Genomic DNA, 13,307 nt, shown 5'->3' with positions numbered 1-13,307 from the left:
TTACCGATCCAAAGCGTACTTCCGCGTTAATTGCTTTTCGGAGGCCGCAAGAATGGCACTGATCAGGCCATTCCAAGGAGGGCGTAGATTTCGCGCGAATACCTGCCGAAGGCCTCGCTGGTCTTGATTTCGAGCGTACGCCGCGCCGGCAGATCAATCGTGATATCCGCGGCCATCCGCGCAGGCCCAGCCGTGAGAACGACCACGCGCTGACCGAGGAATACGGCCTCGCCAATTCCATGTGTAACCAGAATGATGGTCTTGCCGCTCTGCTCCCATATCCGCAGCAATTCGACATTCATGCGCTCGCGCGTGAGCGCATCGAGCGCTCCAAACGGTTCATCCATGAGCACGAGCTTCGGATCGTGAATGAGAGAACGCGCAATCGCAACACGCTGCTGCATCCCGCCGGACAATTCGTAGGGGTACTTGCGCTCCGCATTTGACAGACCAACCAGATTGAGCAGATCCCGCGCACGCTCGCGGCTCGCCTTGTGTGGAAGGCCCAGAATATCGGCTGGGAGCAGCACGTTTTCGAGGACGCGTCGCCATTTAAGCAGAAGCGGCTGCTGGAACGCGATCCCGACATCCCGCCCCGGCACGAAAGGCTCGGTTGCTCCGCCGATCGAGATCGTCGAGCCCCTATCGGCCTGCAGCAGGCCGGCGAGAATTCTCAGGAGCGTACTTTTGCCACAGCCCGAGGGACCGACGAGGCAGACCAGCTCGCCCTTTTTAACATCGAAGCTGGCATCCGTCAGTGCTTTGAAATCCGTGCCGTCGCGAGAGAACGTCTTGGCGACGTTTCGCAGCCGGATGAAGGGCGCCAAGCCCTCATCGGCTTTTGGTCGAGGCTCAGTTGAGGCGTGCATCACGCACCACCACCAGCGCTTCCAGCGCCGAAACCAATCCGTATAAAATAATTCCGATACCGCTGATCAGCAGAACCGCCATCATCATCGCGGCCGTGTCCAGGCGCACCTGAACCTGTAGCATAAGATAGCCCAGTCCGGCTTCAGAGCCGATAAATTCACCGACGATCGCTCCTGCTACCGCAAGAACCGAGCCGACTTTCATTCCCGAAAACAGATAGGGTAACGATCCCGGCAATTGAATCCGTGTGAAAATCTGCCAGCGCGTGGCTTTGAGGGCATGCACCAGTTCGAGCAGTTCCGGCTCGGTTTCGCGCAAGCCACGCAGCGTGGTCAACAGGATTGGAAAGAATGCGATCGCGAAGGCGATGACGATATTGGTCAGTATACCGTAGCTCATCCACACAATCACCAGAGGTCCCAGCGCCACCTTTGGGATCATGTTGAAGGTCACGAGCAGCGGCATCAGAAGCGCCAAGCCCCAACGGCTCCACGTAAAGATCAGCGCAAAGAAGACGCCGAGAGCGGTCGCGAGCAGAAAGCCACCGAAAATCTCCACAGCCGTGACCGCCGTGTTGGTCCACCAGTCATAACGCTCGTTGCCGAGCGTTGCGACGGTAGCGATCGGCGAAGGCAGCACAAAAGCCGGAATATTCCCGATTCTGACGGCCAGATACCAGGCCAGAACCGCGAGTACATGGGCGAGTATTGCTAGACTCGCCAGCTGTAAGGTTTTGTGCCGCACGGATCGATTCAGTTGGTCGGGCGAGCAGGAAGCCGCAACGACTTGTCGAGGAACGAGTTGGTGTAGACCGTGTCCGCCTTGAAGGGCTGCTTCAGTTCGAAGGTCTCGCTCACCACCGCAAGGTCCTCTTCGACCCGCTTCGGCACGAACCATCCGAACGCCTCGGTGCGGAAAGCGTCATCGTCCATCAACGCAGACACCGTGAGCTTCCAGTTCTGCATCTCCTCATCGGCCTTAATGCCCGAAACCACCGCCGTCATCGCTGCAACGCAGGGCTCGGGTGTTTTCACACAATGCAGAAAGGCGCGCTGCGACACTTGTGTGACGGCGCGGACCGCATCCGGCTTTTCCTTGAGGAACTTGCCGTTAGCGATCAAGCTGTTGCCGTAAAGATTAAGGCCAAGCGACCGCCACGAGGCAAAGCCAAGATCATCGCCGATCTCACGCTGCATGATGTAGTGGTAATTGTAGAAGAAGGTGGTGCCATCGACTTGCTTCGAGATCAACGCTGCCGGCTTGGCCGCGGGATTGATGTTGACCCAGCTTACGCCGTTCGAATCAACGCCCATGCGTTTTGCAATTGCGGGCCACATCACCCGGGCGGCATCTCCAGGCGGATTGCCGAGCTTGCGTCCCACGAAGTCTTTGGCGGAATTGATGCCCGACGACTTCAGCCAGTAGAAACCCTGCGGCGAGTTGGCGAAGATATTCATCACCGCAACAAGATCGGCACCCGCGCCTTTGGCGACCATCGCCGAACCGAGATCGGCGATGCCCATCTCCGCTCCGGCTCCAACTCGCGCCGACGATGCGCCGGAGCCGCGAGCGATCTCCAGCCTCACATCGACGCCGGCGTCGCGGTACCAACCTTGTTGAATGGCATAGTAGAACGGCGCGTGATCGCCTGAGGGCACCCAGTTGAGTACGAGCGTCAAGCGCTCCTGCGCAGAAACCGGCGATACGACCTGGAAACCGAGGACAGCCAGAGCCGTCGCGAACAATTTTCGCATGCTATTTCCTCCCATGGGGCGCTCTTTGTCGCCTCGGATGCCTGACGCTTCGGCGTCGATTAACTAGTTAATTAGCTTACGCAGGCTGCGAATAAAAGGTCAAGCCGGAGTTTTCGGCTTGGGCAATCGTCGGGCACCATCGTCGCCATCACGAAGATAGGTCAACACGACATCGACAATGTGCCGGCGGCGGCGTTCGCGCCGCGCGCGAGCATTGAGATCGGTGCGAAGAATGACGCTGAGCGTGTGCCTATTCGACAGGTAGAAATAGGACAGGCTTGTGATGGTTATGAACAGTTCCTGCGCATCCACCGCAGCGCAAAAAACGCCTTGCTCTCGCCCGCGCGTCAATTGCCGGTCCAGCAGTGACAGTAGCGGATCGTAGAGATGCGATATCCGCTCCGAGCCGCGTATATGTTTCGCGTGGTGGATATTTTCAGTCGAGAAAAGCCTGATCACATCGTCGGAGGCCACGAACAGGTCGAAAGTCGCCTCCGTAAAGCGTCGGATCGCCTCTTCAGGTGCAAGATTCTCAAGCTCGAGGTCGCCGTGGTGCGATCGAACATCACTATAGACGTCCTCCATAACGGCGACGAACAGCTGCTCTTTCGATCCGAAATAGTGATAGAGCAAATTGGGATTGACGCCGGCCGCACGAACGATGCTTTCCGTTCTCGCACCTGCAAACCCCTTCTCGGCAAATTCAGCGCGCGCACACGCCAGGATTCGTCCCCGGGTTTCGCCCTGCTGCGTGCGGACATTCGAGCGGCCGCGAGCAAGTGCTTTTCCCGTCTCCGCGGTTGAGACAGGCGCCTCCTTCGACGGTTTACGCTCGCGCTTCGCTGTCTTCTGCATGGACCGAACTATTCCTGCGGCTCAAGCCAAGTGCAAGCGCATCATCTATCATGACTTGACCTGCAAGAGGCTATAAGCCTATTTCTAACTAACCACTTAATCAAGCCGAGCGTAAAGCTTCTCGGTCGGGAGGAAATCGATGTATCGGCTCACGCGAGCGGGCGTCCGCCTATCGATCATCCCATCGCATTTCCGGACCATCCGTTGAGCATTTCCCGCCCCACCCACCGCCGGGAGGACCTACGCCTCGTTACGGGTCGTGGGGTTTTCGCCGATGACCTCTATCTGCCTGATCAGGCGCAGGCCGTTTTTGTCCGTTCGAACCTCTCCCATGGAATTCTGAAAGGCGTGGACACGGAAGCCGCACGCGCAGCGCCGGGAGTCCTGGGGGTTTTCACGGCCGAGGATCTTGCCGCGGCTGGTATCGGCAAGATCCCCTATCTGCCGATCCCGGGATTCGCGATGCCGACACCGGTCGACGCGCCTCGTCCGGCGCTTGCGACAGGAAGAATTCGTCACGTGGGCGAGCCGATCGCCGTTGTGGTGGCAAAAACACGGCTGCAGGCCGAGGACGCAAGTGAACTCGTCAGAGTGGATATCGACCCGCTGCCGGCTGTGGTCGATACTCTCGGTGCGGTACAGTATGGCGCTCCCCTTGTCTGGGACACCGCGCCAAACAATGTCGCCTTGACTTGGCAGGGCGGGGACTCGGCCGCTGCGGCCCAGGCTTTCGCGGACGCTGCCCATGTGACGCGACTGCGGATCATCAACAATCGAGTGATCGCGAACCCGATAGAACCGCGTACGGCGATTGCGAGCTACGACGCCTCATCTGAAGCCTGGCAACTGATCTGCGCAAGCCAGGGCGTGCAGTACATGCTGCGCGTGCTCTGCGATCATACCTTCAACGTGCCGCGTGAACGCATGCTGGTGTTTACCCATGACGTCGGCGGCGCGTTTGGAGTGAAAGAACAGCCTTATCCGGAGGACGTGGCGATCCTCCATGCGGCGCGCGCACTGGGCCGCCCCGTCAAATGGCAGGGCACGCGCGCCGAGCATCTATTGTCGGACAACCATGCCCGCGATTCGGTGATGGACGCAGAACTCGCGCTCGACCGCGACGGCAATTTCATGGCCGTTCGGCTTTCGGTGCTCGACGCTATGGGCGCCTATTACTCCGTTCATGGTCCTTACGTCACGATCCGCAATACGACGAATGGCCTTCCGCTGGTCTATCGGACCCCTTGTATCGACGTCACGGTCAAGCTCGTGATGACGAACACGGCGTCAATCGGACCGTATCGCGGGGCGGGCCGCGAGGCCGCAGCGCTGGTGATGGAGCGGCTTGTAGACGCTGCGGCGAGAGAGACCGGTCGCGATCCAGTTGCCCTGCGGCGTCAGAACATGATTCCTGCCTCGGCAATGCCATATCGTTCGCCGTCCGGGCGCCTCTATGACAGCGGCGACTTCGAAGCGGTTCTCGACAAGGCACTAGCGTTGGCGGACTGGGATGGCTTTTCCATAAGAGCAGAAGAGTCCCGCGCCAGAGGGAAGCTACGAGGTCTTGGCATCAGCTGCTTCCTCGAATGCGTCGGTGGGTTGCTGTTCGAGAGCGCCGATCTCCGTTTTGCCGATGATGGCGGGATCGACCTTGTTGTGGCCACACAGTCAAGCGGTCAGGGTCACGAGACCAGCTTTGCAGAGTTGGTCAGCGCCCAGTTGGGAGTCGATCCCGAGATCATTCGGCTGCGCCAGGGTGACAGTCGTGACGTACCGCGCGGTCTGGCCTCGATCGCATCGCGCTCGCTGCTCATGGCCGGCTCCGCCCTGTTCCTGTCTTGTCAGGAAGCCATCCGCAAAGGCCGCCAGCTCGCTGCCTTCCGGATGGAGGTCAACCCGGCCGATATCGAGTTCGTGGATGGTGCGTTCCGGATCGTTGGTACCGACCGCAGCGTCAGTCTCATCGACCTGGCGCAGTGGCTCAAGCGCCAACCAAATCTGCCGGAAGACCTGCCGCGGACGCTCGATGCCACCGGCGATTTCGACGCCGATGAACTGAATTTCCCGAATGGATGTCACATCTGCGAAGTCGAGGTGGATCCGGAGACCGGTCGCACCAGCGTGGTGCGCTATGCCGCTGTCGATGACGTCGGCGTGGTCGTCAACCCAACAATCGTACACGGGCAGGTGCAGGGCGGCCTTGCCCAAGGTATTGGCCAGGTGCTCATGGAGCACATCGTGTACGATGAAGAGGGTCAACTGCTTTCGGGCTCGTTCATGGATTATGGCATGCCGCGCGCGAATGACATTCCCGTAGCGCGGGTCGAGCTTCATGAGGTTCCGGCACGCAGTAATCCACTGGGCGTAAAAGGCGCCGGCGAGTGCGGTGTCACAGGTGCTGTCGCCGCGACCATTAATGCAGTCAGCGATGCGCTTTGGCGGGCGGGCGCCAGCGCCGATATTCAGATGCCGGCGACGGCTGAACGCGTGTGGCGCGCTCTTTCCCTTATGCGCAGCTAGAGTGGTGTGGTCGTCTGGGCCGGAGCTTCGATATGGCGAGGGGAAACCTAGTCGCTCAACGAACTTCTGCTTCTGGCACGAAGCGGACATTGGCCCAAATGAGCGTCTAGTCCGAAAGCCGCTAAACTATGCGGGAACTCGCCTCGACGCTGTCAATCAACGAGGCAGCGCGCAGATAGGCGCGAGACCGTGCCCGATCCTGAGCGATTTCTCTGAGGGCAGCGATATTGCGCTGTCGAACCTCGGGATCGTGCTCGTCGAGCAACTTCTTGTTTCGGATGGTTTGCGCCTGGACATAGTCCGCCGCAATTGTTCGGCGCTGCCGATCGTACAGGTCGAGCAGATCGTCAGCGCTCTCGCCAGCCCAGACTTTCGCAAGTTTGTCGGCCAGGTTGATCGCGTCATGAATCCCGCCATTCATCCCCATGCCGCCGATCGGATTGTTGAGGTGAGCTGCGTCACCGGCCAGTACCACGTTCCCCTTGCGGAAAGTTGCGGCAACCCGCTGGTGCACCTGATAAATTGACAGCGAAGTTAATTCGTAATCTTCGTCGCGGGGCATGAACTTTTTCAGGCGGGCCTGCACGTTCTCGTGGGCCAGCGCTTGGTCGTCAGTCTCGCCGACTCGTGCGGGAAAAACAACGCGCCAAAGCCCTGGTGGGCCGTCGCCTCTCTCCTTGAATAGATTGCACCATTCATTCGGATCGGAGAAGAAATTGCGCAGCGCGTAGTGCGACCCCTCGGTGTCGAACTGGAGCGCGGACCCGACGATGCTGCTGCATGAACTCGTCGAATTGGCGGTCAGTTCTGAAGTTTTTAAGCCGCGATTGCGCTTGTCGTCCAACTCTACCGGGATTTTGAGCTCGTTTGCAGCAGTGGGAGCCGGCGTGGCATTCAAGACCCGGCTCGGCCTGGAGCATGAGATCGCGCGCGAGGACATCACCTTCGTGCCGCTGTCGGATGCGGAGCTTCCGATGCAGCATGTGAAATTGTGGAAGCGTGTTTCGCATCCGTTGACGCCCGCCGCCGACAGACTCGCGTCGCTACTATCGGCCGGAATTCAAAGCCTCAAACAACACCACTAATGACTCTAGCTTGTATCCCCCGAGTTCTCAGTTCGATTAGAGCTTGAGGATTGCCCTATGTCGGGTCTCAAGTCAGCCCTGTTAGGTCCTCGGGTGGAGAGGGCTTTCCAAATGCTTGGCTAACCCATTGATTTATCGAATTTTCGTCGCCTCCCCAGGGAGCGCCAGCTCACATCATCGTACCGGATTGTGGTTCTGGGCCGGACATCGTGCGGTTGCTCAGGGCGAATGTGTCACTGAGGCATTTCGTCGTCGGTGGCACCGTTTTCTCTCAAATGTTTGATTGGACGGCATGCGAGCTGGGCAAACACGCCCTTGCGCGCAAGTTGGATTTGCCTGAGACGTGGGTTCCAGAGTGACGCAGCGATTTTTTCGTTAGAGGAATTTGTAATGATGCGCATTGTCTTGATCATCAGTGTTGCGCTTCTCATCGTGGCGCTCGTCGTGCTGCAACAAAGCCTCGGAATAGCGCCGGGAAATGCACTCAACGCGGTACTGGGCTGGCCCATCGATCAAAAGCTCGCGATCTTTTTGATCGCTGCGGTTGTGGTCTTTCTGATCGGCGCCGCGATCTGGCAGTCCGACCGGATCGCCCAGCAAGCCAAAGCAATGGATCTTCTGCAGAAGAGAATGAACGGACTGCGCGACCAGGTGTCGGCCGCGGACGAGCAGCAGAGCGGCGCCGACGCCGCCGTGCGCCATCTGGTCGGGACCGATCCCGTGGCCATCATCGACGACGTTCATCAGCGATTGGCGCAGACGGAGGCGCGGACGTCGGAGCAGGCGGCGCAGAACGAAGCGGTCGACCTTCAGAGCAGAATTGACGAGATCCGGCGCCGGCAGCAGGCGCTGCGCACACAACTGGGGTCGGTTTCCGAAAAGCGACGCGTGATCGAACCGATGCTTGGCGAAGTCAAGGAGCGCCAGGCCCTGATCGATCGGGCGCTGGGTGATCTGGAGAAAGACGAGACCGGCAAGACGCTCGATACGCGTCTCGAGGAGACGGAGGGGTTTCTTAACCGCGGGCACACGCGCCTGGAAGGTCTCGAAACCACCTTCGGCAAGTTCGAACAGATCAGGGACCGGATGCAGCAATTGCAGGGCGAGATTGCGCCGCTGCGCAGTGCCGAAACCGGTATCAAGGCGCTGATCGATCAGGTGGCCGCGCTGCAGAAAGAGGTCGACCAGTGTCTGCTGTCGCTTGAAAAGGACGAGAGCGGAACGATTGGCGAGCGGTTCGACCGGCTGTCGAAAACCAAGAGCGAGCTGGAACAGCGGATGGCGGCGTTGACCGCATGTTTCGGTTCGCTGGAAGCCATCCGGCAGGACGTTGGCGAACAATTCAAGCGGCTCACCGCCGCCCTTGACGGCCATCTGAAGCGGTGAATCATCCGCGCGATCTTAAGATTCGCATCGCGTCTCGACAGGTATGTCAAAATCTCCGGAACGGCGTCAGGATTCGATTCCGGACGGCCCTGGATTTGACGGTCTCTCCGCAACCCCGCGAATGGCGGCCATTGTCAAATCCGCCAATGGTTGGCGTCAGAAAAGCCAGATAAGGTGCGGGCGCCGTGCTCACGACCCCAGCCGACACGAGGCCGGATGACCCTGCTGCTCGATCCGCGCAAAGGCGACGTCGAGGACGATACGTCCAGTACCAAGGGCCGCTCGCTGCTGTCGCTTGCCGGCACGCTGCTGGTTGAAATCAGTCTGCCGAAGCTGGTTGCCGCCTGGCTGCTGCTGGTTGCGCTGCCGAGCTTTCTTCTCGGCCTCACCCCGCTGATCGGCTCCGCCTGGCTGCACACGTTCTCCCGCACCGCGGGCACGACCTATGGCGGGTTGCTGACCCTCGCGCTCATTTTCGTCGTTCTTGTGATCGGCTGGTTCGGGGGCCGCACTGTCTTTCGCGTCGCGGAGCAGGCGTTCTGGGCGCTCAATGCCATGGCGGTGCAGCCGCTTTATGCGCTGTTCCGGGAGGTCATCCGCCATTTCGCCGAGCTCGCGCTGGGACATTGGCTGGACGAGGCGAGTCGCGCACGACTGCGCGCCTTCAGCGCGGCGGCCGCCGGGCTCATACTCTGTGTCATCTCGCTGTTCGTCATATGGCTGATCGGACCTCACACCCGCTGGAGCGCGCAATTCGCCGATCTGCTGTCGCCACTCAGCCTGATCGTGCCGGCGCTGGCGAATGCGGGCGTGATCCTGTTCGCCTATTGCACGGCGGTGACATTCGTTTGGGGTCTCGCCGACGCGTCGATGGACCAGCCGCGGGGCTGGTCGGATTTCGTCGATGCCGCGACGCTGAAGCGGTCATGGCGGGTCGTGCATCTGTCCGACGTTCATGTCGTCGGCGAGCGTTTCGGCTTCCGGCTGGAAAGCGGACGCCTCGGTCCGCGCGGCAACGAACGGCTCGGGAGGCTGCTGCAGCGGCTCGAGGAGATGCACGCGCAGAAGCCGCTCGACCATGTCCTGATCACCGGCGATATCACCGATGCAGGCCGGTCTGCGGAATGGGCGGAGTTCTTCGCCGCCGTGCTGCGTCATCCCAAACTCAGCGAGCGGATGCTGATTCTTCCCGGCAACCACGACATCAACGTGGTCGATCGGTCCAATCCCGCGAAGCTCGATTTTCCGACCAGCCCCGGCCGGCGTCTGCGCGAGATGCGCGCGCTGTCCGGCATCTGCGCGGTGCAGGGTGCGCGCACCCATGTCGTCGATCTCGAGAACCGGCGCCTGGGGCAAACGCTGGAACAGGCGGTTGCGCCCCATGCGGCCGATATCGCGACTTTCGCGGATACAGGAACGCTGCGTTTGTCGGCGAAGCTTGCGAAGGTCTGGGCCGAGGCGTTTCCGATCGTGTTGCCACCCGAGACCGAAGACGGGCTCGGGATCATCCTCTTGAACTCGACCGCGCTGACGCATTTTTCTTTCACCAATGCGCTCGGCTTGATGTCGACAGAACAGTCGCGCGCCATGCATGCGGTGGTACGGCAATTCCCGAAAGCGCAATGGATCGTCGCGCTTCACCATCACCTTGTGGAATATCCGACGCCGGCAATCGCGTTGTCGGAGCGGATTGGTACCGCGCTAATCAACGGAACATGGTTCGTACGGGAAGTGCAGCGGATCGCCCGGCGCGCGATCGTCATGCATGGGCATCGTCATGTCGACTGGATCGGCCGCTGCGGACGGCTGGTGATAGTGTCCGCGCCATCGCCGGTGATGGAAGCCCGCGAGGCCGATACGACGGCCTTTTACATCCACACGCTCGGGGTGGACGAGCAGGGGCGCTATCTGATGGCGCACCCGGAACGGGTGGAGATCGCCGGTGAAGCGCCGTCCGCAGAACCCTAGCCGGTCTTGCGCAGGATCCGGTAGGCCAGTGCGAGGTCGAGCGCCGTCAGGCCCTGGATGACGGCAAGCACGCTTTCATTCGGATCGCCTCGTCCAGGCCAGCGGCCATTCGCGGCCTCACCGATGCTAGTAATGTTCGCCGTGACATCGGCCTGCGTCAGCGCGCCATCCTTCACCCAGGACGACAGGTCGCCCTGGTAGAGTGCATAATCGAGATCGTCGACGAAGCGATGCGCGGCGTTGTGCCAGACGCTGATGTCGAATTCCGGCCCGCCGCCCATCGACAGCACGGTGGCACCCGGCTTGATCCAGTCCGATTGCACGATTTGCAACGCCGCCGTGGTGATGGTCGCGACGATGTCCGCGTCGCGGACGGCTGCCTCTATCGAATCCGCCACCACGACACGGGCGTTTTGGACGCTGGCTGCGAGGCGCTCTGCAGACTCGCGTGTGCGCGACGCGACCGCGATCACTTCCGGTGTGCAGAGCTCTCCAAAGGCGCGCGCCATATGCGTTGCGATCGCGCCCGCGCCGATCAGCGCAATGCGCGGATTGGGACGCGGCGTGAGCCAGCGCGCAACCACGGCGCCGGATACGCCGGTGCGAAACGAATATAGCCAGTTCTCTTCGAGAAACAGGATCGGCGCACCGCTTGCGAGATCCCAGAGGATCATTCGCGGATGGCCGCGCGACGAGAGCCGCGCCCCGGCGATGCCGTCAGCCTTAAGAATCGCGCCCTTGAGCTGGATGCGGTGCGGCGGACCGGCGACGCGCATCGCCGAAGGCGTCGAGGGCTCGACCTCGCCGTTGCCGAGCGCCCTGTAGGTCTGCGCGATGACGTCCGCGGCCTCCGCGATCGAGAGTGCGTCGACCGTTTCGGCCTCGGAGATCATGCGCATGGATCGTGTGCTCCGGCGATCAGACCAGGATCTTGCCGTCGCGTGTCAGGGTCTTGCCGTCGACGGAGATTTCCGGTTTGCGGATCACGCCCTCCAGCCGGAGTTTGGCGTGGCAGGTGCCGCCAAGCGCCATGGTATCGCCCATGCCGATATGGGACGTGGCGTACATCTTCTTGTCGGTGCGCATCACGCCGGTTGGTGTCACGTTCGGGTTGAGGCCGATCGAGATTTCAGCCGGACAATTGTAGCTGTTCTTGTCACCGTGCTTTTCGAGGATCTCGCGCCAGATCGCGGCTTCGCGTCCGCCTTCGATCTTCGTCACCCAGCCGTTCTCGACCGTGAGCTCCATTGGCTCCTTGATTGCGCCGACGGAATGGGCGGTGAGATCGAACACCACGATGCCGTTGCCGGTGCCTTCCACCGGGCAGACATGCGCTTCGCCATCCGGGAACGCACAACCGCCGCCACCACCGGGCCGCAACTGAACCGGGATGCCGGCGATCGAGCGGCCGGGACGCCCCTTGATGCTGGCGGTGAGGTTGGTGCCGTTCGGGCAGGTGACGTGGCAGGTGTCGCCTTCGGTAAAGATCTTGGCGATGCGCAGACCGACTTCGTTGAGGGCCGCATAATCGGCGCCGGCAGGACCGTCGGGCGACAGCATCGCAGGCGTCAGTTCCTCCATCAGCAGGTGACGCTTGCCGTTGTCGATCAGCTCCTCGGTTATGGTCGCATGCGCCATCGCGGTCGAGGTGAGGTAGACGATCAGGTCGAGCGCCGGGTCGAGCGCGGCGCGATGGATCGCGCTGGTCGGGTTGGACGAATGCGTGGCGCGCGGCTCCATCACGCCGACAGCGACCTCCATTCCGAGCTCCTTCGCCGCATGGGAAAAGCCCTGCCAGAGGATCGGATCCATCTTGGTGTCGGTGATGACGAAGATCTTGTCGCCGGCCTTGGCGTTGAGCTTCAGCGGCGTCTGCATCACCTTGGCGATCTCGTTCAGGCTATAGGTCACGTCGTGTTCTCCCGGATGGATGCAGCGTTTACGCGATCGCAAGGCGCGCGCGCTTGGCAAGTCTGGTAGCAGCCCATATCATTCCGTTCAACAAAAGGTCTTTCCACTCAACGGAAAATACGGGCAATGAGCAGACGTGAGTTCGACGGGCGGGTCGCGATTGTAACTGGCGGGGCGGGCGGCATCGGCACCGCGACGGTGCAGCGTTTCCTCAGCGCCGGCGCGAGCGTGGCGGCCTTCGATCGCGATCAACAACGGCTCGATCAGTTGAAAGCGGCGTTGCCGGGATCACTCTCCGTCCATTGCCTCGACGTCACGCAATGGGACGATGTCGCGCGCGCGGTGGACGAGGTTGAGAAGGCGTTCGGGCGCATCGACGTCCTGGTCAATGTCGCGGGTGGCGGTTCCCCCACCACGATCCAGAGTGCGACCCCGGAGGATTGGGGACGTATCGTCGGGCTCAATCTCACGGCGCCGTTCTATTGCATCAAGGCGGTGGCGCCGGCGATGCGGCGCGCCGGTGGCGGGGCGATCGTGACGGTCGGCTCGCTTGCCGCGTTCCAGATGTCGTTCAACAATGGCGTCAGCTATACCGCCGCCAAATCCGGTGTGCTCGGGCTGACGCGGCATGCGGCATTCGAATTGTCGCGCGACAATATCCGCGTCAACGCGGTGCTGCCGGGACCGATCATGACGCCGCAGATGGACGCCAAGATCGACGCAAAAAGCAGGGCGGCGGTGCCGAAGCAAGTGCCGCTCGGACGCTGGCTCGCGCCTGACGAGGTCGCAGATCCGATCCTGTTCTTCTGTTCGGATGCGGCGCGGGGCTGCACCGGCACCCATGTCATCGTTGACGGCGGCCTGCATATCGGCGCGCAGTATGACAGCGCGACCTATTTCGCCAAGCGCGGGGAGTGATATCGAGTCGCCCCCGCTTTCGCGGGGACGACCAATTGGA

12 protein-coding genes are annotated in these 13,307 nt (G+C 61.2%); 5 read left to right on the top strand and 7 right to left on the bottom strand.

Going from position 1 to position 13,307, the window contains the following annotated elements:
* Positions 1-62: 62 nt before the first annotated feature.
* The 4 genes from AC5I5I_RS10090 to AC5I5I_RS10075 all read right to left on the bottom strand — a co-directional run bounded on the left by AC5I5I_RS10090 (position 63) and on the right by AC5I5I_RS10075 (position 3,479).
* The gene (locus tag AC5I5I_RS10090; RefSeq protein ID WP_495972449.1) at positions 63-869 is read right to left on the bottom strand and encodes an ABC transporter ATP-binding protein; all 807 of its coding nucleotides are present in this window, start codon (positions 867-869) and stop codon (positions 63-65) included.
* A complete protein-coding gene (locus AC5I5I_RS10085; protein WP_495972447.1) occupies positions 853-1,614 on the bottom strand; it encodes an ABC transporter permease in 762 nt (253 codons plus the stop codon). Before AC5I5I_RS10085 ends, AC5I5I_RS10090 begins: the two co-directional genes overlap by 17 nt.
* An 8-nt stretch (positions 1,615-1,622) precedes the next feature.
* Positions 1,623-2,624, bottom strand: coding sequence for an ABC transporter substrate-binding protein (locus AC5I5I_RS10080; RefSeq protein ID WP_495972445.1), 1,002 nt, complete (start codon positions 2,622-2,624; stop codon positions 1,623-1,625).
* 99 nt (positions 2,625-2,723) lie between these two features.
* Entirely contained in the window at positions 2,724-3,479 is a 756-nt protein-coding gene (locus AC5I5I_RS10075) for a TetR/AcrR family transcriptional regulator (protein ID WP_495972443.1), read from the bottom strand.
* A gap of 204 nt (positions 3,480-3,683) precedes the next feature.
* On the opposite strand from AC5I5I_RS10075, the gene AC5I5I_RS10070 reads away from it, so the two are divergent.
* Positions 3,684-5,999 carry a xanthine dehydrogenase family protein molybdopterin-binding subunit gene (locus AC5I5I_RS10070; protein ID WP_495972441.1) on the top strand — a complete coding sequence of 772 codons (2,316 nt, stop codon included), beginning with the start codon at positions 3,684-3,686 and terminating at the stop codon, positions 5,997-5,999.
* A gap of 121 nt (positions 6,000-6,120) precedes the next feature.
* On the opposite strand, the gene AC5I5I_RS10065 is transcribed toward AC5I5I_RS10070, so the two are convergent.
* Entirely contained in the window at positions 6,121-6,843 is a 723-nt protein-coding gene (locus tag AC5I5I_RS10065) for an FAD-dependent monooxygenase (protein ID WP_495972439.1), read from the bottom strand.
* Here AC5I5I_RS10065 and AC5I5I_RS10060 point away from each other — a divergent pair.
* The 3 genes from AC5I5I_RS10060 (at position 6,770) to AC5I5I_RS10050 (ending at position 10,438) form a co-directional block, all read left to right on the top strand.
* Positions 6,770-7,084 carry a LysR substrate-binding domain-containing protein gene (locus AC5I5I_RS10060; protein ID WP_495972437.1) on the top strand — a complete coding sequence of 105 codons (315 nt, stop codon included), beginning with the start codon at positions 6,770-6,772 and terminating at the stop codon, positions 7,082-7,084. The two genes, AC5I5I_RS10065 and AC5I5I_RS10060, sit on opposite strands and share 74 nt — an antisense overlap.
* A gap of 255 nt (positions 7,085-7,339) precedes the next feature.
* A complete protein-coding gene (locus tag AC5I5I_RS10055) occupies positions 7,340-8,470 on the top strand; it encodes a hypothetical protein (protein WP_495972435.1) in 1,131 nt (376 codons plus the stop codon).
* Positions 8,471-8,686: 216 nt separating this feature from the next.
* Entirely contained in the window at positions 8,687-10,438 is a 1,752-nt protein-coding gene (locus AC5I5I_RS10050) for a metallophosphoesterase family protein (RefSeq protein WP_495972433.1), read from the top strand.
* Here the strand turns inward: AC5I5I_RS10050 and AC5I5I_RS10045 are convergent.
* Positions 10,435-11,337 carry an NAD(P)-binding domain-containing protein gene (locus tag AC5I5I_RS10045; protein WP_495972431.1) on the bottom strand — a complete coding sequence of 301 codons (903 nt, stop codon included), beginning with the start codon at positions 11,335-11,337 and terminating at the stop codon, positions 10,435-10,437. The genes AC5I5I_RS10050 and AC5I5I_RS10045 overlap by 4 nt on opposite strands.
* Before the next feature lie 19 nt (positions 11,338-11,356).
* A complete protein-coding gene (locus tag AC5I5I_RS10040; RefSeq protein WP_495972429.1) occupies positions 11,357-12,349 on the bottom strand; it encodes an aminopeptidase in 993 nt (330 codons plus the stop codon).
* A 126-nt stretch (positions 12,350-12,475) separates the two neighbouring features.
* Between AC5I5I_RS10040 and AC5I5I_RS10035 the strand changes: the two genes are divergently transcribed.
* The gene (locus AC5I5I_RS10035; protein ID WP_495972427.1) at positions 12,476-13,267 is read left to right on the top strand and encodes an SDR family NAD(P)-dependent oxidoreductase; all 792 of its coding nucleotides are present in this window, start codon (positions 12,476-12,478) and stop codon (positions 13,265-13,267) included.
* Positions 13,268-13,307 lie beyond the last annotated feature (40 nt).

The organism is Pseudorhodoplanes sp., assembly GCF_059499825.1.
Note: the sequence above shows the minus strand (reverse complement) of the source record. Positions and strands in the feature narration are given on the sequence as shown.